The following is a 21,750-nucleotide window of genomic DNA, read 5'->3' as shown; positions in this document are numbered from 1 at the left end:
TGTGCTAATGGCAGGTAGTGGTTTTGCCAATGGTAAGTAATGGTTGTGCTAATGGCGGTTATGGTTGTGCTAATGGCAAGTAATAGTTTTACCAATGGCAGGTAGTGGTTGCATCAGAGGTATAGACCAAGCAAGTATTAACAACAATTAGGAAAAAGTGCCTGAGGGAGTCTCTAAGTTTATTTGACTGTTACAGCAAGCGTTGGTCGTAATTTATTGTTCAAAAACTTCTAAGTTTCTTAACACCGCCGCAAACGATAAAAACTGTTCATGAAGTCCTTGATTAAATTTTTGCACATGTAAAGTTGTTATTGGAGGATTTACTGAACATGAAGATCGGATATGCGAGAGTTTCAACAGATGAACAGGTACTTGATAGCCAGATTCAGCATTTGGAAAGTATTGGATGCGAAAAAATATTTACAGAAAAGCAGTCAGGCAAAACGGCAACTGATAGATGTGAATTAAATCGTCTATTAGAGTTTTGTAGAGAAGGCGACGAAATACACGTCACAAAAGTAGATCGATTAGCAAGGAATACATTGGATGCGTTGCAAATTGCCGATCGGCTACAATCGAAACAAGTTGGGCTTTATTGCCATGATCTTGGAGACATAGATATAAACTCAGACATCGGTCGAGTCATTTACAGTACTATATCAGCGTTTGCTGAAATCGAAAGAAAGAGGATTTTACAGCGTTGTAGCGAAGGACGAGAACTTGCGAAACAACAAGGTCGTCATTTGGGGCGTCATGCAGACCAACAACTAAGAGAAAATTTTAGAAAGATCATTACTGATAATCCCAAAATACCAAAGGCGCAGTTAGCAAAGGAACTAGGCTGTTCAAGAACAACTATTTATCAGTTAATTAAGGAATTCTACATACAAGACAACTCTAACTCTGGATCATCAACATAAAAATCCTTTTGTTCAATTGATACCATACTTGAAGTATTTCAACTCAATCACAAAAAAATATTATTTTTATAAATTTAAAAAATACCATTACTTCAGTTACTTAATTGCACCCCTTTAATTCGTACTGCCTGTACGAATTAAGGTAATTGAAAAAACCACTTGCTTTAAGTGAGCTTAATGAACTAGTATCACCTCAACAAATTAATCGTAGAAGAAAAACGAAAGAGGCTTAAGGTGAGAACTATTAAATATTTATGTGATGAATTTACTACTGGTGCAACAAACGCGTTATTTGAAAAAAGTGCTCAAGACACAGAAAACGCGTTGCACTTATTAACTGGTAGTTCGCTAAATTTAAACGGTGAAATTATCGATCACCAGCTTGGCTCTGTTACGATAAAAGAAGGAAAAGATGTCCAACGCTTCTTATTACAAGAAGGTGATGTGGTGTTGCTGGCTAAAGGTAACTCAGTTAGAGCAGGTTATGTAACGGCAAGCATTGCCAAGCTTAATGTAATAGCTTCTGCCAATTTTATTTTATTAAGACCACGCACAAGCGAATTACTGGGTGAAGTACTGGTTGCTTACTTTAATTCACCCGTAGGTCAGAGCCTGTTAGATGCAACAAGCACGGGCGCAGCCATTAAGAATATTAGCTTATCAAATATCAAGAAGCTGGAAATTGCGGTACCAGAGTTAAATAAACAGCAAGAAATTGCCGAATTATTTCACGCAAGTAACCTAGCTTATCATTCAACGCTCAACTTGGCAGAGCAACAAAAGAAAGTCGCTACAGCTTGCATCAGTCAACTAATGAAAGGAGCTGCATAATGGACACTTTATCAAAACAATTATGGAGCTTAATGGATAGTTGCCGTGGCTCAATGGAAGTGAGTCACACATTAGAGTTGATTACTTATGTTGCCTTTATTGCTAAAGAAAACCCAGACTCTTTTCAGACCATTGTGAATAGTGGTCATGCTAAGCAATTAGACATGCTTATAGAAGCTGGAATGGTACTGAAAGGTGAACACCCGCCTGAAGTATGTGTCGCACCAGAGCATTATAGAATTGATGCAAAGATTATTAACTTTGTTATCTCTTTTATAGCCGATATTTCAGACTTTGATTCACTAGCAAGTGCTTTAAGAGAATTGAATACACAAGCGCTCGGTAAGTTCGGAGCAGCTTCATCCAACCAAAGTATGGAAAGAATTTTCACTGCACTTGTTGGTGATTGCAGCGACAAATCGGTATATGACGGTGCATGTGGATTAGCAAGAATAACCTCATGTTTGGACTCTGAAGTGCTATATCTTGAAGAAAAAAATCATAGCACTTACGTAACAGCATACAGATTATTATCACTTGAGAATAAACAGTTTAAGTTGGCTAATTCCGATTCTCTTTTAGAGCCTGCCTTTAATAAGGAAGTACAATTCGATGTAGCCCTTATGGAGCCGCCGATGGCGCAAAAGTTTAGTGCTGATGAACGCCGTATGTTAGTTGAAGCGCCATTTATCAGTGTTCCTGTGGGTAAGGCTGTATCAGCTAACTCTGGTGATAGCTTATGGATTCAACAAGCACTTAGCAATCTTAACGGCACAGGGAAAGGATACATTGTTTTGCCTCAAGGATTTTTATTCAGAGGCGGCTATGATGCAAAAGTCAGGGAGTATTTACTAGAAAATGAACTGCTTGAAGCCGTAATAGGTCTACCCGCTTCGGTTCTTAGTGGGACAAGCATCGCCCCTGTGATCTTGGTATTAAATAAAAACAAGCAAGGAGGCTCTCCTGTCGTATTTGTAGATGCCAGCGAAATAGGCACACCGAATAAAAGCAGTGTTGCTATATCAGAAGAAGATGCATTGTTAATCGCTGAGTTAGCAGCAGGAAAGCTGATTGATGATGAACGCTATAAGTCGGTATTTATACCTGAAATCAGACAGCAAAATAACGAGTTAACTATTTCACGCTACATCGTTAAAAAGGTTGAAGTAGAAGAGTTAAATATCGCGAAAGAATTAAAAACATTAAAGAGTTATCAGGCTGAGTTTGAACAGTCTCAACAAGCATTAACGACTTTACTGGCTAAATATCAATAAGATAGTCGTATATTAACACTCATAATTGATACATTACCCTGTAACAGGGAAGTATATAAGGAATTCAAAAAATGGCAGATTTCAAAAAGATAGAAGAATTAGAAAAACGATTATGGTCAGCAGCCGACTCATTACGCGCTAATACAGGGCTAACAGCACAAGAATACTCTCGACCAATACTTGGTTTAATTTTCCTTAAGTATGCTGAATATCGTTTTACACTCGCAAAAGATAAACTTACCGAACAAACTAGCTCACGACGTCGCGGCAGTGGAGATATTAAATCAAAATTCCAAGCTGAAGGAGCTATGTATGTTCCAGATGGTGCGCTTTATTCAAATCTTCTAGCGCTACCAGAAGGCTCTAATATTGGCGTTAATGTTAACAACGCAATGAAGGCGTTAGAGGCTGATAACGAAGCCATTAAAGATGCATTGCCGAAAACCTTTACACGTTTCGAAAACGATATTCTTAAAAGCTTATTGAAAAACTTTAATGACATCGATTTTAGCCTTGGTTCAGATATTTTTGGTCGTATTTACGAATACTTCCTTAATGAGTTTGCCAAAACTGAAGGTCAAGGTGGTGGTGAATTCTTCACGCCTTCTGCATTAGTTAGGCTAATCACTGAGGTTATTGAACCATACCACGGCAAAGTGTTCGACCCAGCCTGCGGAAGCGGTGGCATGTTTGTTAGTTCTGCTGATTTCGTTTCTAACCACAATAAGTCAGCTTCAGATGAGCTTTCTGTATTTGGGCAAGAAAAAACGGGTGATACGGTTCGCCTATCAAAAATGAACCTTGCTGTACATGGTTTGCAAGGTGATATCCGCGAAGGTAACTCGTACTATGAAGACCCATTTGAGCTAGCTAAAGGTGATACTTTTGATGGCAAACAACACGGCCAGTTTGACTATGTTATGGCTAACCCGCCGTTCAACGTAAATGAAATTCAAAAAGATCGTTTAGAAGGTGATAAACATCGTTTCCCTTTTGGTATGCCGCGTAACGACAACGGCAACTACCTTTGGATTCAAATGTTCTATACCGCGCTTAGCGCAAAAGGCAGAGCGGGTTTTGTTATGGCAAATTCAGCTAGCGATGCCCGTGGTTCAGAGCAAGAAATTCGTCAAAAGCTTATCGAAGATGATGCGGTAGATGTCATGGTGGCAGTATCAAGCAACTTCTTTTACACCGTCACCTTGCCATGTGCGTTGTGGTTCTTAGATAAAAATAAACCTACGCACAACAAAGACAAAGTATTGTTTATCGATGCACGTCATATCTTCCGCCAAGTCACCCGTGCTGTTCGTGACTACACCAGCGAGCAACTTAACTTTATCGCCAACATTGTGCGTTTATACCGTGGACAAGATATTGATAATACCTACCTTGAAACACACCCAGACTCTGGCAACGACGGTAAATTTAAATTAGAAGACTTCTTTACCAATGACAGTTGTGAATTAGCTTACCAAGATATCGCTGGTTTATGCAAGGTCGCATCTAAGGCTGAAGTTATTGAGCAAGGTTACAGCCTGAATCCTGGTCGTTATGTTGGAGTTGCAGAAGGTGAACAAGAACACGATGAAGACTTTGCTGCTAAGTTAGAAGCCTTACAAGAAGAGTTAGAAGTATTAAATGCAGAGGCGCATGAATTAGAAGCGGAAATAGCCACTAATGTTTCAAAAGTAATTGGAGCAATTTAATGGACTATTTACCGATAGAAGACTGTCTTGATACGTTAATTGACTATAGAGGCAAGACTCCCAAAAAAACAGAGTCAGGAATACGCTTAATAACAGCAAAAGTTATAAAAAAAGGCACTATAACCGATAGTAGTTTTGAATATATCGCTGAAAATGAATATGACTCTTGGATGAGAAGAGGTCTTCCTGTTAAAGGTGACGTCCTGTTAACAACAGAAGCGCCTTTGGGTGAAGTCGCTCAAATTAGAAGCTCAAAAAAAATAGCCCTAGCGCAGCGCGTAATTCTACTGCGAGCAAATCCTGAAATTTTGGATCAAGATTATTTACTTTTTGCCATGCAATCCCGATTTGTTCAAGGTGAACTTAATGCTAGGGCAACAGGAACGACTGTTGCAGGTATTAAGCAAAGCGAACTAAGAAAGATATTAATCCCTACTCCGCCTTTAAAGGTGCAACGTGAAATTGGTGCAATACTGCATAACTACGACAACCTAATCGAAAACAACAACCGCCGTATCGCTATTTTAGAAGACACGGCGCAATCACTTTATCGCGAATGGTTTGTTAACTTCCGTTCCCCAAACCATGAAGATAACCTTGATGCCGACGGCAACCCAAAACTCATCGACTCGCCATTAGGCCAAATCCCAGAGGGATGGGAGGTTAAAAGTGCCGCTGAAGCAATCACTATTAACCCTAAAACTAAGCTGGTCAAAGAAGGCGAAAAACCATTTGTTGGCATGAGCGGCTTATCTGAAGGTTCTATGGTGATTGGTGATATTATCGAAAAAGCAGGTAACAGTGGCGCCAAATTTATTAATGGAGATACTTTATTTGCGAGGATCACCCCTTGTTTGCAAAATGGTAAAACGGGTTATGTTCAGTTTTTAACACCTGAACAACCTGTCGGCTTTGGCTCTACAGAATTCATTGTATTGCGAGAAAGTGAATATTTAAGCTCAGAGTTTATTTATCTTTTATCTAGAAGTAATAATTTCCGAGAACACGCCATTCAAAGTATGACTGGCGCTACTGGCCGTCAACGCGTCCACAACGATTGTTTTGCCTCTTGTTACTTACCAGTCCCACCAAAAGAGCTAATGAATGAATTTACCCAAATTATTCAACCGATGTTTAAAAGTATTTTCAACGTCTCAAAAAGAAACGAAAACTTAAAACAGCAACGCGATATGTTGTTACCAAAACTAATCTCAGGACAAATTGAATTATAAGGATGTTATATGAAGCCGATTGAAAAACTAGTTGATTGGGTGAAAGACAAACCCGTTTTTTGGCGTCATGCTGTAAAGCTTGCATTAAAGAAAGGTGAGTTAACCGAGGCACAGCATCGTCTGATTTGGGCAATAGCACAAATGGAATATGGGGTTATTGATAAAGGTGAGTTATACCCTCTTTACGAAACCCCTGTTACCGCAGCTGGGTTAGTTTCAGAGGTATCAGAGATAAAGTTATCTTCAGTTACTGACGTAGTTAATGTTGGCTCTTTAGCACCAAACCAAGATCTAACTTTAAATTCAAACGGCTTAAACATTATTTATGGTGATAATGGTACGGGTAAATCAACTTATGCTCGTATATTAAAACACGCTTGCCTAACTAGAGGCGATGTTGCACCGATACTTGGTAATGTATTTGAAAACTCTAGTGATGAGTCATCAGCCAAGTTAACAGTTTGCAACGATAGTGAATCTTTAACGATTGATTGGACAAAAACAGCCGAAGCCGATGAAAACCTTAAATCTATTAGAGTTTTCGATACTGATACGGCGTCACATTATGTAAGTAAAAAAGAAGGTGCCCTTGGCTATAAACCATTTGCTCTAAAAGTATTAGAAAGCTTATCGAATGCTTTGGAATATGTAAAAAGACAAATTACTGAAGAGTTAACGGCAGGTAATGGCATTCAAGTTTTACCAGTATTTTCTTCTGAAACATTAAGCGGCAAATTCGTTAATGGGTTAAACCATCTATCAACAGAAGAAGATGTTGAAAAGCATTGTGCAACTGAAGACGAACTTAACCAGATTGCATCGCTCCAGCAAAGAATTTTTGAATTAAAGTCTCAGTCTGTCGCCAGTTTGAAAAAGGGATTAAATACAAAGGTTGCAACTATAAAACCTTTCTCTCAAAAACTTAGGTCGTTAAGCAATGCTTTATCTGATAAAGCCTACACTGACTTAGACACACTTAAGAGTGATGCAAATGAAAAAGCTGAACTCGCCAAAGAACTAAAAATTAGAGTGTTGTCCAATTTGCCATTTGAAGGTATTGGTGACGCTAAATGGCTAACGCTATGGAAAGCAGCGGAATCTTTTATTAAGTTTCAATCGGGGGATATTCCGTTCCCGCCAGCTGAGTCAGATACATGCCCTCTTTGTTTGCAAATAGTAGGTAATGATAGTGCGGCCAAACTAGCTTCTTTTAAGGAGTTTGTTGCCGACCAAGCTGTTCAAGAGGCTGAGAAAGCAAGCCAAAAACTTCAAACTGAAATTAAGAATATCACTGAGTTGGCGTTAGATCTGAGTGAGTATGATGCTGTTATTGATGAGCTGACCGCCGAAGAAAATAGCTTTAATGCCTCAATTGCAGAGCTAGTTGAGTCGCTTAAATTACGTAAGTCTCAGTTTTTAAAACCTAATGCTGAAAGTGCTTTCCCTGATATTGATGAAACACCTGTGAAATACAGCGAGGAAGTACTAGAGGCACTTGTTAATGAAGTCAACGAGTTGGCAGACAAAAATGATGAATCTCACGGCGCGATAGTAAAAGAAAAGGAACAAGCGTTAGCAGAGCTTGAGGCTCGTAAGTTAGTTGCGGAAAACAAAGAAAGTATCATCGCTAATATTTCGCGATACGTTATTGAAAATAAAATAAAAGATATTGAAAAAGTCACTAATACAAGACAGGTAACCACTCTTTCAAATGAGTTGAGTAAAGCGACATTAATCGAACCTTTATTGAAGTGCTTTGAAGGAGAGTTAAACAAATTTGGATTTGATCGGTTTAATGTCAAAGTTAAAACAAGAGGCTCTGCCAGTCAGCAGCTTTCAAAATTGGAAATTACCGACGGTAGTAACAACGTAGTTTCTGAAATTGCTAGTGAAGGTGAGCAACGGTGCATAGCTATTGCCTGCTTTATGGCGGAAATTATTTCTGATGGCAGGCGTTCAGCAGTTATCTTTGACGATCCAGTGAACTCGCTTGACCATAGATGGCGAGAAGATATTGGTAGACGCCTAGTGGAAGAGTCACTTGAAAGACAAGTAGTTGTATTCACTCATGATATTGTGTTCTATAAGTATTTACTTGAGTGTGTGGATAATGTGGCTGGTGCTTCTGTTACACAAGTGCGATTAGACCGAAATCGCCAGCATACAGGAATTGTTGATCATACTCCCCCTTGGGATGCATTACCTATAAAGGCAAGAATTGGGCAGTTAAATGCAGCCTATCAAAGCTTAGAAAAAGTTGATCGGACGGGGACTGAGCTTGAATATTCACAACACTGTTACGGTTTTTATAATTTACTTCGGGAAGCTTGGGAAAGGTTAGTTGAAGAAAAGCTTTTTAATAATGTTGTAACAAGGTTTGGGCGTTCAATTCAAACACAGCGTATCACTAATTTGATAGACGATATCACTCAAGAAGATTACGATACTATTGATAGAGGAATGTCTAATTGTAGTACATTTTTTCAAGGCCACGATACAGCAACTGGGCTGCAACAACGACCTAGAACTATAGTTGAGGTTAAAGCTGATTTAGACCTGATTGACAACTTATTAACTGATTTGAATAAGAGAAGAAGATGACGTACACGGAAGATACTTTAGATAGTCAGAAAACATTAGATTTAAAATGTTGGGAAATAGGTTCTATAGATAATATTGATCATCAAATTAAATATGGAGAAAAGCGTAACGCTGAAGAGCGTAAATTAAGGAATCAACAATGAAAGCAACGGAAACGAGACTATTTAAGTTTTTGCAAAAATCAGCACAATTCATTATCCCTATTTATCAGCGCCAATACAGCTGGACTCACGCTCAGTGCGAACAATTATGGAAAGATATTGTGCATGCTGGCTCAACAGATTTAGAAGCGCACTTCATTGGCTCTGTTGTTTACGTTGAGCGGGGATTATATAGCCATAGTGATGTACCACAATTACTAGTAATTGATGGCCAACAACGTTTAACTTCAACTACGTTACTCATTGCAGCTCTGACTCGTGAAATACAAAACAGAGTTGATGAAGGGAATGAAGGCGTTGTTGATGGCACCAATGCTAAAAAACTGAAAAAATACTATCTATGCAATGATGCCGAAGAGGGGGATTTATTTTATAAGTTGATTCTTACCAAGGCTGATGATGAAGCATTGCGCCATTTAGTGGACGGTAAAAATATCGTTGATGAAGAATCGCCACTTCGAGTTGTCCAGAATTTTTTACTCTTCAAACGAAAACTGGAAAATGCCAGTACTGAACAGTTGAACCAAGTTTATTTAGGATTACAAAAGCTAATAATCGTCGATATCGCATTGGATAGAGAAAGGGATAATCCGCAGCTTATTTTTGAAAGCTTAAACTCTACGGGGTTAGATCTAAGCCAAGCAGATCTTATAAGAAACTATGTTTTAATGGGGCTTGAACCGAAGCAACAAAATCAGCTTTATAATGATTATTGGTATCCTATGGAGAGCGATTTTGGGCATGGCGAGTATAGCTGGCTATTCAATCAATTTATGCGAGATTTCCTTACAGTTAAAACAGGTAAGCCGCCTAGGATTGGGGATGTTTATGAAGGATTTAAGAAGTTTGCGACGTCTAATGACAGTGGTATTGCTGATATCGTTGCCGATGTATACCAATATGCAAAGTTTTACATCGCTTTTGTTAGAGAGTTAGAAACGGAACCTAAGCTATTAGAAGCATTTAAAGATATAAACGCTTATAAAGTTGATGTTGCTTATCCCCTGATCCTAGAGCTTTATCACGATTATCATTTCAACATATTGACCATTGATGAGTTTGAACAATGCTGTCGATATATTGAGAGCTATGTATTCCGTCGCTACATATGCGAAATACCAACTAATTCATTAAATAAAACTTTTGCTGGTTTTAGTAAATTGCTCAAGAAAGAAAAATACTTAGAAAGTTTTAAAGCCGAATTTTTAAAACTAACAAGTTATAGGCGATTTCCTTCAAACGAAGAGTTTAAACGCAATCTTACAACTAAGGATATGTATAACATCCGCAGCAAAGCATATTGGCTCAGACGCCTAGAAAACTTTGGTAGAAAAGAACGAGTAATCGTCGAAGATTACACTATTGAACATGTTATGCCACAAAATCAAAATTTGTCTGAAGAGTGGAAAACCGAGTTAGGCGAGAATTGGAAAACCATACAAGAGACATATTTGCACACTATTGGAAATTTAACCTTGACTGGTTATAACTCTGAATTGAGTGACAAGCCGTTTAAGACTAAAAGAGATATGGAAGGCGGTTTTTCATCAAGTCCGTTAAAGCTTAATCAAAGCTTAGCTCATCTCGAAAACTGGAATGAACAACAAATTAAGGTACGCACGTCTGCTTTGAGTAACAAAATGTCAGAGGTGTGGGTATACCCAGAAATGGAAGAATCCATTTTAGCCTTGTACCGCACAATTGAAGAACATAAAACGTCTTACTCTATTGAAGATCATCCCTTTATTTACAAAGGTAATTCAAAAGAACTGTATCAAAAATTTAGAACACAAGTTTTGGCGCTTGATGAAAACGTCAAAGAAGAGTTTTTAAAACTTTATGTCGCTTTCAAATTAGATACCAATTTTGTTGATGTGGTACCTCAAGCATCAGGGTTGCGCCTTTCTCTAAATTGTAAATTTGAAGATATTCACGATCCCAAAGGGTTGTGTAGAGACGTAACCAACCTTGGTAGATGGGGAAATGGTGATGTTGAATTAAAAGTAACGCAAGTTTCAGAGTTACCATATGCAATTGAGCTTATTCAGCAAGTAATCGATTTACAGTAGGAGGTTAGCGTGACGTACACGGAAGATGCATTAGTAGAACAACCAGCAATTAACCTTTTCTCGAAATTGGGTTGGGACACAGCGACTTGCTGGGATGAGGTTTTTGGCTCATTAGATGATGAATCCTTGACTGACAACCCGTTATTTTTTGGCAGAGAAACACGTAATGACGTGGTTTTATTTGCAAGGCTGAAAGCTGCTCTTATCAAACTAAACCCAGATATCAGCTTATTGATTATTCAAGAGGCTATAGACGAGATTGCCCGCGATAGAAGTGCTATGACTCCTATATCAGCCAATGAAGAAGTCTATGAATTGTTATCTAACGGCTATGTATATATGACAAATGCTGAAGATGAAGAAGACTGCGTTGTTCAATATGTAGATTGGTCAACCGCTAGCAATAATGACTTCTTGCTTTGTAGCCAGATGAGTATAACAGGTGAAATTGAAACCCGTCGCCCTGACTTGATGGGTTTTGTTAACGGTTTACCTTTAGTTTTTGTTGAATTAAAAGCAAGCCATAAAAACCTGTTAACGGCTTATAAAAACAATTTATCTGACTACAAAAATACCATTCCACAGCTGTTTACTTACAACCAGATCGTCATCCTGTCTAATGGTGTGCAATCTAAGGTTGGCTCTATTTCCAGTCAGTGGGAACATTTCGCTGAATGGAAGAAGGTCGAAAGCGAAAAAGAAGAACGCCGAGTCAGTTTAGAAGTTGTCATACGTGGTGTATGTGAACAAAACCGCCTGCTAGATATTATTGAAAATTACACTCTGTTTGTAAAAGCCAAACATACGGTAAAAATCATTGCAAAGTATCACCAGTATTTAGGTGTTAATCAGGCTTTATCTGGTCTTAATAACGTTGAGGAACGCGCTGGGCAGCTAGGTGTCTTTTGGCATACCCAAGGTAGCGGTAAGAGTTTTTCAATGGTGTTCTTCTGTAAAAAAGCATTTCGCAAATACACAGGGAACTGGACGTTTGTATTGATCACTGACAGAACAGATTTAGACGATCAAATTTATAAAACATTTAACTCTGCGGGTATTGTTACTGAAAACTGCCAAGCAGATTCAGGTTCTCAGTTAAAAGCGTTACTTGGTGAAGATCACCGTTTTGTTTTCACCTTGATTCAAAAGTTTAAAGGGGATGAGAAAGGAAATTTTCCTGTGCTTTCTGAGCGTGATGACATAATTGTAATTACAGATGAAGCACACCGTAGCCAATACGACTCTCTCGCAATGAATATGCGTAACGCTATGCCTAATGCATCTTTCATGGCTTTTACAGGCACACCGTTATTGGCTGGCGAAGCAAAAACACAGGAAGTGTTTGGTGATTACATCAGTATTTATAATTTCGCTGATGCTGTTGATGATGGTGCGACATTACCCTTGTATTACGAAAACCGTGTACCTGAAGTTTCCGTATCGAGTGATACTATAGGCGATGACATAGCTGAAATACTTGATCAAGCAGACCTTACTGACGAACAAGAAACTCGCTTAGAAACTGAGTTTTCTAAGGCTTATCATATCATCACAAGAGACGACCGACTCGAAACGATTGCCGCTGATTTGGTTGAACATTATATAAACCGTGATCCATTTAGTGATGGTATGTTGGGTAAAGCAATGGTGGTATCTATTGATAAAGCGACCACTATTAAGATGTACGACAAGGTTCAATTGGCATGGAAAGCAAAGCTTAGTAGCTTACAGTCGCAGGCAAAACATGCATCAGGTAGCCGTTTAAACAAGTTAAAATTTCAAATAGACCACATGGAAACTGCCGATATGGCGGTTGTGGTTTCTGGCGGGCAGAATGATGATGAAAGACTTACTAAAAAGGGACTGGATTACAAACCCCATAGAGAACGGTTTTTAAAAGAAAAAATTGACGAAAAATTCAAAGACCCTGAAGATAATTTAAGAATCGTATTCGTTTGTGCGATGTGGTTAACGGGCTTTGATGCGCCGTCTGTTTCAACGCTTTACTTGGATAAACCACTAAAAAGCCACACGTTAATGCAAACGATCGCACGTGCTAACCGCGTGTTTGAAGGCAAGTCAGCAGGGCAAATTGTTGACTATATAAATATATTCAGTGCCTTACAGCAAGCTCTAGGGCTATACGGTGGTGGTGTAGCGGAAGGTGGCGCACCGTATAAGATTGATAGCCCAGCTAAAGACAAATCCGAACTAGTAGCAGCATTGGGCGTTGCCATCAATGAACTGATTGTATTTTTAAATGGCGTTAATATCGACCTAAATGAAATAGTGTCAGCACCTGCCGATGGTTTTGCAAAGCTTACGCTATTAGACAACGCTAGCGAAATACTGCTTGAGCCAAAGAATAAAGAAGAATTCACGGCTTTCATCAGACAAGTAAACCGAATTTTTAAAGCAATCATGCCAGATGATAGCGCTAATCAATATGTACCATATCGCATAGCCATTAATATTATTTATTCACAAATGCGCTTAAAATCAGGTTTAACAATTGATGATGAAGATGTACTAGATGTTGTTCGCAACCAAGTTAATGAACTTTTAGACGAGTCGATCTCCACCATCAAAATTCAGAGCAACCTGCCAGAACCCGTCAATATTGCCAACATTGATTTTGATGCTTTAGCTACTATGGTTGCATCGATTGAAAAGCCTAAACAGTCAGATGCAGAAAAGCTTAAGAACCTGATTGAACGCAAGTTGCAGCCAATGGTACTTAAAAATAAAACACGGCAAGACTTACAGCAGAAATTTCAAGACTTGATCGAAGAGTACAACTTGGGCGCGTATACAGCTGAAGAGTTCTTTAACCGATTGAAAGAGTTCATCAATGAATTAGAACACGAAGAAAAGCGCACTGTGCGTGAAGGACTAACAGAAGAAGAATTAGCAGTATACGATTTGATGATTCAGGATGCTCCATTAACAGATAAAGAACGAAATCAGGTTAAAGAAATAGCCAAAACGCTTACAGAAAAAATGCAAGAAATATTGGTTATTGATTGGCGTAAGAAACAGCGCACTAAAGCCAGAGTTAAGAATATGATCGAGGAAGTATTAGACAGCTTGCCTGAAACCTATGATGACGACTTATGGCCTAAAACCTGTAGTGAGGTTTATATGCACATATTTGAAAAGTACCCAGGGCAAGGGCAGAGTGTCTATGCGAATTAAGCACAAAGGCTTATAAAGTAAATGCAATTAACCAAAACTGATTATCAAACAGCTAGACGTTGCTTAAAATGGCAACCAACTAAGGAAAAGCTAGCTGAATCACTCAAAGCTTAATGTGAGCTTGATACATGGGCAATGGTTAAGCTCCACCAATATTTAGAGAGGAAGGTAATCAGCGTCACTGATGTGTGTCATGCACCGCATGAATACCTCCACTAATCCTCAATCTTTTCTTTAAGTACAATGTTCATAGTCTGCGAACATTACGTTTATTTTCCGTTTAAGCTTAGTAAATAAAATCAAATGCTTTATCAATTGAGCTTCTGATTTGTTCTGTATTGGTATGAGCATAAATCATTGTATGTTTAAGTGATGTATGACATAGCGACTTAGAAACGATGCTGATATCTGTACCAGATTGAAGCTGCCATGTAGCGAATGTTCGTCTCAAATCGTGCGGTCTTGGTCGTATATTGGGGTTCTCATGGTATAGCCCCGCATTTTTGATTGCCGATTTCCACACTGGGTCACCCCCTGTTATGTATCCATATTTCGATGTGTTGGATGCAAAAACAAACGGCGAATCAGTAGCGTTGTTTCTTCGATTCACTAGCAAATCAACAACGGAGCGATGCAGAGGAAGCTCGTACACTTTACTTGTTTTGGTATTAGTTGCGGGTATTAACCATTTATTGCTGGAAAAATTAATTTCCTGCCATTTCATCATCTTCACGTTGGATAGTCTGGCACCTGTAAATAAAGCTATGCGATAAATATCAGCTACATTCTGATTCACTTCCATATCTAGTGCTAATAGTAACCCCCTCGCTTCTTCATGAGTTAAATACCTACTCCGTTGCACCTCTGTCATTTTTCGAATTCCAAGAAACGGATTAGCCGACAGGTTAATTCCATCTTCGAATTCCATCACATAATTAAAAGCTGATTTGATAGACGTTAAGCAGCGGTTATGAACGCTGTAACCTAGACTTTCTATATCAACAAATAGTTCCTTCGCCGTTTTACGCGTTATTTCTTCGACAAACTGAATACCAATTCGGGGCTTAACGTGTTTTTTGTAAGAAACTTCCAGTGCATGAGTCCGTCCTGCAATTGTATTTCTATTTGACAACTCATTTTCACGGTATAGGTTGAACACATCATCGACGGTTAGGCCACTCCCCTGTTCAAGTCCCAATCTCGACTTAAAGTTGATGTAATTAACCGCCCTACTTCGAGCCTCGTCAACATTTATTTGACTTGCATCACCCAGCCTGTGATTTATAGGCTTATTGTTAAGTTTAAACCTAACATAAAAGGTCTTTGTCCCTGAAGGAGTAACAGTAAGCTTTAGGTTGCTTAGCGATTGATCGGAGTAAGTCTTGGTTTTTACTTCAGCTTTGAGTGATAAAACACGTAGATCAGTAAATTTAAATTTTGTTAATAATTTCATTTTCACACCTTTTTTTACACTATAGAGAAGTGTAAAAAAAGGCGATAAAAGCACTAAAAATAGGGGGTGAATCGTCCCAGAGCCTGCTTTTTACTGTATTTTCTATACAGGGAGGGGCCACCATTTTATAATCAATAAATTTCTCCCAAAGTCATAACCCACATAAATCTCAGTTTTGAAATGTTAAGTGCGCTAACTTACTCCTTTAACTATTAACCTCATAAAGTCCAATAGACTCAAGCGCGCCAATGTAGAATGTGCAAAGTTCTTTCCATTACTCATAAATAAAAATGAAAACACCTCTAGCAGACTCCTAATAAAGTCCTTGGACAATAGATTGACCTTGTAAAACTTTTGTAAATCCACCATCTTCATGTTGGATAATTGTTCTGCAATTATGGTGTAATTGACTGACAAACTGGTTAACATAAAATTAACAAAATGGTTTTTTGCACTTACCTGTATGTATCAAAAATAGGGGTAAATAGAGGGAATGAGAGGTGGAATATATGCATTTAAATAAGAATAAAACAAAGAGCAGCAAATATAAGGTAATCACCGCGGCCTGTTTATTCATTTGTTTTGTTATCAATACAGCTATAGCTAAAGATTTTGTGGTCAAAACTCAATCCGAGTACGTTAAAGCTGTTAATTCTTTAAAGGCTGGTGACACCATCGTTTTAGCTAATGGTGAATGGAGCGATTTTGAAATTGAGCTTACCGGTGTCGGTGCGGCCGATAATCCCATCACCCTTACCGCTCAAACCAAAGGTAAAGTAATAATCACTGGGCGTTCAAATTTGCGTTTAGCAGGTAAGTACCTGGTTGTATCTGGATTGGTGTTTAAACATGGGCACTCTCCAAGAGGTCCTGTTATTAGTTTTCGTAATGACAATGGAGTAAGTGCTTATCATTCTAGAGTAACCGAAGTGGTGATTGAAGGCTTCAGCAAACCAGAACGGGCTAGCCAAGATACATGGGTAGCCTTGTCTGGCAAGCACAACCGTTTTGACCATAACTTCATCGCAGGGAAAAGTAATCGCGGCGTTACGCTTGGCGTACAATTATTCTCTCGCAATGGAAGCGGCAAAGAAAACCTAGAAAACCACCACCGCATAGATCACAACTATTTTGGCCCTCGGCCAGTGTTAGGCGCCAATGGTGGCGAAACTATCCGCATCGGCAATAGCTGGAACTCTTTGCATGACTCTTTAACCACGGTTGAAAACAACTATTTTGACCGTCGAGACGGTGAAGTAGAAGTTATCTCCAACAAATCTAGTGGCAATGTATATCGTGGCAATGTCTTTTTTGAATCTCGTGGCACATTAACCTTACGTCACGGTAATAATAACCTTGTTGAAAATAACGTTTTCTTGGGTAACGGAGTACCTCACACAGGTGGTATTCGGGTAATCAATAAAAACCAAACTATCCGCAACAATTATATGTATGGCCTAACGGGTTACAGACTCGGCGGTGGTTTTGTCATTATGAATGGTATCTACAACTCTCCAATTAATCGCTATCACCAAGTCGATAACGCACTGATTCAAAACAATTCGATTATTGATGTTGATGCTATCGAACTTGGGGCTGGCAGTGATGAAGAGCGATCAGCACCACCTGTTAACAGTATTTTCAGTCACAACCTAGTGTTTAACGCAAACGGTAAAGACAACTTCAAAAAACATGATGATATCTCTGGTATCAAATTCACCAATAACACCATTCATAAAAACATCACACTTAAAAAAGCAAAAAATGGCCTGTTGTATCCTTCAGATTCAACGCTTGCCAACGTTGGCGTAAGCAAAGATCTTAAAGTACTAGATAAATCTGCGACCGGCCCGTCTTGGTATGCAAAGCCAGGCAAATTAAATCGCTTTTCTGGTGGTAAAACACTTAAGGCTAAACCAGGTTTAAACACACTGGCTGATGTGGTTTTACATGCCAGCGCAGGTGATGTCATCGAGCTTGCAGCTGGTGATTACGTCACCTCAGCCACCATCACAGTTGCTAAGCCAGTCACAATCCGCGGTAATGGAAAAGCTAAAATCACCTCAGAAAGAATGGCCCTGTTTGATCTTGTAGAAGGTGGCAGTTTAAAACTAGATGGCGTGACTATTACTGCTGAATCGGGTGCCAGAAACCGTGGCAACACTATTGTTAGAACCGTTTCTTGGTCAGTTGTGAGCAACTACGAACTTATTGTCGAAAACTCAACCATTGAGAATTTAGACTCAGGTGCAAATTTCAGTTTTTTCAACGCCGGCAAATTTACTTTTGCGGACAAGGTTGAAATTCGCAATAGCAAATTCAAGGACATCAGCGGAACCGTGATCAAGATGAATAGCGAAAACGACGACCGCGGTTATTACAATGGCGAGTACGTCACTATTGCTGATAGCACCTTTGAAAATGTAGGTGCAATTGCAGATATCTACCGCTGTTGTACAGACGAGAGTACGTTTGGCCCCCATGTTTCAATCACTGGCTCAGAGGCAATTGAAGTTGGCTCTGATAAAGATGCAGTGGCGGCATCAATCAAATTGCTTGGTGTACAAGTTATAAATATCCAAGGTAACAATTTTAAAAACAGTACACCTATTCAGGTTAAAGAAACTGTTGGTGAACCTATCACTGTTATTAACAATAACAATTTCGAGAATACCCCCAAGCCAGACGTGATTTCTATCGTCGGCATGCATGAATCCATGTACAAACTATAGGAGCTCTACCATGACCCAAGATGATATTGACGACCAAGTTTTTGAACTCTACGACGAATACTGCCATGGCCATATCGACCGCAGAGAATTTTTAAAACGTGCAGCTATTGTCGGCGTTTCTGCTGTGGCAATGGCCAGCGCAATGATGCCCAATTATGCCGATGCACAAGAAGTGCAATTTACAGACAAACGCATTAAAGCAAACTGGGTTGACTATGCATCACCGGGTGGAAGTTCAGGAACAATGCGCGGATATCTGGTTGTGCCTGAAGGTGAAGGCCCTTTTCCAGCAGTATTGGTTATGCATGAAAACCGTGGACTCAACCCTTATGTACAGGATGTTGCACGACGTTTTGCCGTTGAAGGCTTTTTAGCATTAGCGCCAGATGGCTTGTCGCCAATTGGTGGCTACCCCGGAAACGACGACGATGGACGCACCATGCAACGCACATTAGACAAAGCCAAACTTCGACAAGACATGGTTAACAGTGCACGTTTTGTTAAATCTCATGTTTTATCAAACGGTAAGCTTGGCGCGACTGGATTTTGTTGGGGCGGCGGCACCACTAATTTCTTAGCGACAGAAATGGGCGCAGAATTAAGCGCTGGGGCACCATTTTACGGCAGTGCAGCAGTCACAGACAAAGTGCCTAATATTAAAGCAGCAATCCAAGTTCATTACGCTGAAGATGACAAACGCGTAAATGCCATGCGTGACGAGTACGAGAGCGCCCTTAAAAAATCAGGTATTACTCACGAGATGCACACTTACCCAGGCACTCGGCATGGGTTTCATAACTACTCAACACCTCGCTATAACCACGAAGCCTCTCAGCTTGCTTGGAAACGTATGGTGAGCTTTTTTCGTGAACACCTTACACCTAAGGTTTAACTAAAGACCGCAAAAAAACATAAATAAACCATTCAGATTAGTATCCGTCATTACCTGCCTGACTTGTTGTGAATAACATCAAGTCAGGCGACTGCCCCACCTAAGGTGACACTCACATGACGCTTCTTATCCAAAGCTCGGGTTAAGTAAAAATGAGATAGGTATTATGGAAGGCCAATATATCTCCAACAGATTAAATTACCCCTTGCTGGGTGTATCTCGGTAACTGAATGTGATGGCAAAGCTCACACCTTGGCTGTGATTTTTGACGTCAATTCGGCCACCTTGGGCCATGACTAATTCATTGACCAGTGCTAATCCAATGCCTGTGCCGGGTGTGGTGCGGGTCATTTCGTTGCCTTCACGATAAAAGAGTCCAAAAATTTTGTCGTGTTCTGATTTGGCAATGCCAGGGCCGTAATCTCTTACACTGAAGACTAATTTGTTCTTGGATTTTGAGTCGATAGAAAAACCGATATCGATTTTACGACGTTCTTGATTTTCAATTTTCGCCGATTCGAAAAATTTAATCGCATTATCGACTAAATTAATGACAATTTGTGTAAAGGCGTCTAGATCGACTAACACCTCAGATTGCGAGGATAAATCATCAACCACTGTAATGTTAACCTCGAAATGTTTTTTGTCGGTTAATGAGGAAACTTTTGAACGAATGGTATCGGTTAACTTAGCGATACTGACATAATCAAATTCCAAGGATCCTTGCTGGCGATTTATATTTGATAATCTTAATATATTATTGATTAGCCTAGATAATCTGCTACTTTCACTGAAAATAAACTCATGATAATCCAACTGATTTTTGGCATCTTTGACCATGCCGGATTTAAGCATTTCTGAATACATTAGAATGGTAGTAAGGGGCGTTTTAAGTTCATGACTTACCGCTGATACAAAATTCATTCTTTGTTCTGCAAGTGCAATCTGTTTAACCCCTACCCAATATAAACCTAAACAACCGGCAATGATGACGACTATTAATAGCACTAAAAAAAACACAACTAGTTGTGATGCAAAACCCAGTTGAAAAGAATGGGATGTAAACTTAATTTGTACACGTTGAAAGGGGGCGATAAGCTTGCCATTATAAATATGCTGTGCATTCAATGCTTCATTAACAACACTCAAAGACTTAACGCTAGCTTGGCCTTTGATATCTGTTTGGTAAGTAAAATATTGTTTGGTTATGGCATCAAATAGGCTGTGCCAAACTAACATTTGCACCGCATTTTCGTAGTGTCCTTGGGCGAAGTGTTCGGTTAATACATCGTCGAGGTAGGCGCGTTTATCTACAATAAATCCTTGAATATGATGCTGTTGATCTTGCCAAACATTTCGAAAAAAGATCAGCTCATTGGATTGGGTGATTTTTAGTTGAAATAGTTCTACTTGCGCTTCTGAATTTAGCACTAGCTTGTTATTGGCATTGTATATGTTTTTGGTTGTTTCAATTACAAAATCGTTAGCCTGTAATATGGTTGTCAGCTTATCTTTAATGGCTAATCTGTGTTTTATTTCTGACCATTTTAAATTGGTGTCTGCTTGCTCAATTTGCTCGCTTGTTTGATAAGGCAATAATGGGGATTGTAAGGTTTTATCGGGATTAATTTGAAAATACCCCATTAGCCCAATATTTTCTACGTAGTTTTCTGGGCTAGCTAAAGGAGAAATTTCCTTAGTAAAAGTATTAGACAAAGGATTAGACACCACTTGGTAAAAACTATAGTGACCTACCGGACGTTTACGTTCTACTTTTAAACGTTGGTTAAGTTGTTTATTGATTTGTTTGAGTACATTAACCGATTTCCAGTGATATTGAATATTTACGTCACTTTCAATTTGTTGAAAACCATAATAGCTAAGAAAAGCTAACGGAATGATTAAACTAATAAAAAAAACACTCAGCTGAGTTCTGAACCGTTTGATTCTTTGTTTATCGCCAATTATCTGGTGTTTTAACATTGCAAATAAACCATGATTAGAGTGTCAACTTATACCCTTCACCTCTAATGGTGACGAGTAATTGCGGTGTTTTACAATCTTGTTCTATTTTTTTTCTCAGTTTAGCAATATGTATATCAACCGTTCGGGTGTCTAATAAACTGGGTTTGCTATGTCCCCATACTTTTTCTAATAATTCTGTACGAGAAACAATGCGTTTTTGTTGAAATAAGTAACTAAGAATATCCACTTCTCGACGAGTAAATATTTGTGACTTCCCGTTTACTACCCCAGATAAATCCACACAGTCGATTTGGATGTTTTCACCTAAGTAAAGCTCAGAGCTGTCATCTTCTACCCTTGTCCGACGTACCAGAGCTTTGACCCTTAATTCTAATTCTTGGATAGAAAAGGGTTTGGCAATATAGTCATCTGCGCCGAGTGTGAGGCCGTTAATAATGTCTTCTTCAGAACTTTTAGCAGTTAACATGATTATGGGTTGATCCCGAGAGGTTTTGCGAATGGCATTGCAAATACTAAACCCATCCAAAGATGGCAACATAACATCCAAAATAATACAGTCGAATTTTTTTGATAAGGCCGTATTTAGACCTTGTTGACCATCTTGCTCACTTGAAACTACAAACCCATGAAATTCAAACAAGTCAGTTAGGCCACGTAGTATTGAGGCTTCATCTTCAACAATAAGTAATCTAGGT

Annotated in this window: 14 protein-coding genes; 11 read left to right on the top strand and 3 right to left on the bottom strand. The window is 39.1% G+C overall.

The window, feature by feature from the left end; translation table 11 throughout:
• Positions 1-329: 329 nt before the first annotated feature.
• From ACSHXM_RS12725 to ACSHXM_RS12685, 9 genes are all read left to right on the top strand, one after another.
• Positions 330-920: a recombinase family protein gene (locus ACSHXM_RS12725; protein ID WP_435689148.1), complete on the top strand. Its 591-nt coding sequence runs from the start codon at positions 330-332 to the stop codon at positions 918-920.
• A 234-nt stretch (positions 921-1,154) separates the two neighbouring features.
• Positions 1,155-1,751, top strand: coding sequence for a restriction endonuclease subunit S (locus ACSHXM_RS12720; RefSeq protein WP_435689147.1), 597 nt, complete (start codon positions 1,155-1,157; stop codon positions 1,749-1,751).
• The gene (locus ACSHXM_RS12715; protein WP_435689146.1) at positions 1,751-3,025 is read left to right on the top strand and encodes an N-6 DNA methylase; all 1,275 of its coding nucleotides are present in this window, start codon (positions 1,751-1,753) and stop codon (positions 3,023-3,025) included. The genes ACSHXM_RS12720 and ACSHXM_RS12715 overlap by 1 nt, the downstream gene beginning before the upstream one ends.
• Before the next feature lie 71 nt (positions 3,026-3,096).
• Positions 3,097-4,734, top strand: a complete 1,638-nt coding sequence (locus ACSHXM_RS12710; RefSeq protein ID WP_435689145.1) for a type I restriction-modification system subunit M — start codon at positions 3,097-3,099, stop codon at positions 4,732-4,734.
• Positions 4,734-5,966: a restriction endonuclease subunit S gene (locus ACSHXM_RS12705; protein ID WP_435689144.1), complete on the top strand. Its 1,233-nt coding sequence runs from the start codon at positions 4,734-4,736 to the stop codon at positions 5,964-5,966. Before ACSHXM_RS12710 ends, ACSHXM_RS12705 begins: the two co-directional genes overlap by 1 nt.
• Positions 5,967-5,975: 9 nt before the next feature.
• Positions 5,976-8,567 (top strand): AAA family ATPase, encoded by a 2,592-nt coding sequence (locus tag ACSHXM_RS12700; protein WP_435689143.1) that lies wholly within the window; start codon positions 5,976-5,978, stop codon positions 8,565-8,567.
• On the top strand, positions 8,564-8,710 hold the full coding sequence (locus ACSHXM_RS12695; RefSeq protein WP_435689142.1) for a hypothetical protein: 147 nt from the start codon (positions 8,564-8,566) through the stop codon (positions 8,708-8,710). The genes ACSHXM_RS12700 and ACSHXM_RS12695 overlap by 4 nt, the downstream gene beginning before the upstream one ends.
• A complete protein-coding gene (locus ACSHXM_RS12690) occupies positions 8,707-10,797 on the top strand; it encodes a GmrSD restriction endonuclease domain-containing protein (protein ID WP_435689141.1) in 2,091 nt (696 codons plus the stop codon). Before ACSHXM_RS12695 ends, ACSHXM_RS12690 begins: the two co-directional genes overlap by 4 nt.
• Positions 10,798-10,806: 9 nt before the next feature.
• A complete protein-coding gene (locus ACSHXM_RS12685) occupies positions 10,807-13,992 on the top strand; it encodes a type I restriction endonuclease subunit R (RefSeq protein WP_435689140.1) in 3,186 nt (1,061 codons plus the stop codon).
• 286 nt (positions 13,993-14,278) lie between these two features.
• Here ACSHXM_RS12685 and ACSHXM_RS12680 read toward each other — a convergent pair whose 3' ends face one another.
• On the bottom strand, positions 14,279-15,445 hold the full coding sequence (locus ACSHXM_RS12680; RefSeq protein ID WP_435689139.1) for a tyrosine-type recombinase/integrase: 1,167 nt from the start codon (positions 15,443-15,445) through the stop codon (positions 14,279-14,281).
• A 509-nt stretch (positions 15,446-15,954) separates the two neighbouring features.
• Here ACSHXM_RS12680 and ACSHXM_RS12675 point away from each other — a divergent pair.
• The gene (locus ACSHXM_RS12675; RefSeq protein ID WP_435689138.1) at positions 15,955-18,177 is read left to right on the top strand and encodes a chondroitinase-B domain-containing protein; all 2,223 of its coding nucleotides are present in this window, start codon (positions 15,955-15,957) and stop codon (positions 18,175-18,177) included.
• Positions 18,178-18,187: 10 nt separating this feature from the next.
• The gene (locus ACSHXM_RS12670) at positions 18,188-19,069 is read left to right on the top strand and encodes a dienelactone hydrolase family protein (protein ID WP_435689137.1); all 882 of its coding nucleotides are present in this window, start codon (positions 18,188-18,190) and stop codon (positions 19,067-19,069) included.
• A gap of 198 nt (positions 19,070-19,267) precedes the next feature.
• Here the strand turns inward: ACSHXM_RS12670 and ACSHXM_RS12665 are convergent, their stop codons facing one another.
• Both ACSHXM_RS12665 and ACSHXM_RS12660 read right to left on the bottom strand, forming a co-directional pair.
• Positions 19,268-21,052 carry a sensor histidine kinase gene (locus tag ACSHXM_RS12665; protein ID WP_435689136.1) on the bottom strand — a complete coding sequence of 595 codons (1,785 nt, stop codon included), beginning with the start codon at positions 21,050-21,052 and terminating at the stop codon, positions 19,268-19,270.
• A 16-nt stretch (positions 21,053-21,068) separates the two neighbouring features.
• On the bottom strand, positions 21,069-21,750 hold a 682-nt coding region (locus ACSHXM_RS12660; RefSeq protein WP_435689135.1), incomplete at its 5' end, for a response regulator transcription factor.

Origin of the sequence: Paraglaciecola sp. (assembly GCF_051252315.1) — a bacterium.
In the GTDB taxonomy this organism is placed as follows: Bacteria; Pseudomonadota; Gammaproteobacteria; order Enterobacterales; family Alteromonadaceae; genus Paraglaciecola.
Note: the sequence above shows the minus strand (reverse complement) of the source record. Positions and strands in the feature narration are given on the sequence as shown.

Coding starts and splice junctions, on each gene's coding strand:
- ACSHXM_RS12725 (WP_435689148.1), top strand. CDS start 330: ATGAAGATCGGATATGCGAGAGTTTCAACAGATGAACAGGTACTTGAT.
- ACSHXM_RS12715 (WP_435689146.1), top strand. CDS start 1,751: ATGGACACTTTATCAAAACAATTATGGAGCTTAATGGATAGTTGCCGT.
- ACSHXM_RS12710 (WP_435689145.1), top strand. CDS start 3,097: ATGGCAGATTTCAAAAAGATAGAAGAATTAGAAAAACGATTATGGTCA.
- ACSHXM_RS12705 (WP_435689144.1), top strand. CDS start 4,734: ATGGACTATTTACCGATAGAAGACTGTCTTGATACGTTAATTGACTAT.
- ACSHXM_RS12700 (WP_435689143.1), top strand. CDS start 5,976: ATGAAGCCGATTGAAAAACTAGTTGATTGGGTGAAAGACAAACCCGTT.
- ACSHXM_RS12695 (WP_435689142.1), top strand. CDS start 8,564: ATGACGTACACGGAAGATACTTTAGATAGTCAGAAAACATTAGATTTA.
- ACSHXM_RS12690 (WP_435689141.1), top strand. CDS start 8,707: ATGAAAGCAACGGAAACGAGACTATTTAAGTTTTTGCAAAAATCAGCA.
- ACSHXM_RS12680 (WP_435689139.1), bottom strand. CDS start 15,445: ATGAAATTATTAACAAAATTTAAATTTACTGATCTACGTGTTTTATCA.
- ACSHXM_RS12675 (WP_435689138.1), top strand. CDS start 15,955: ATGCATTTAAATAAGAATAAAACAAAGAGCAGCAAATATAAGGTAATC.
- ACSHXM_RS12670 (WP_435689137.1), top strand. CDS start 18,188: ATGACCCAAGATGATATTGACGACCAAGTTTTTGAACTCTACGACGAA.
- ACSHXM_RS12665 (WP_435689136.1), bottom strand. CDS start 21,052: ATGTTAAAACACCAGATAATTGGCGATAAACAAAGAATCAAACGGTTC.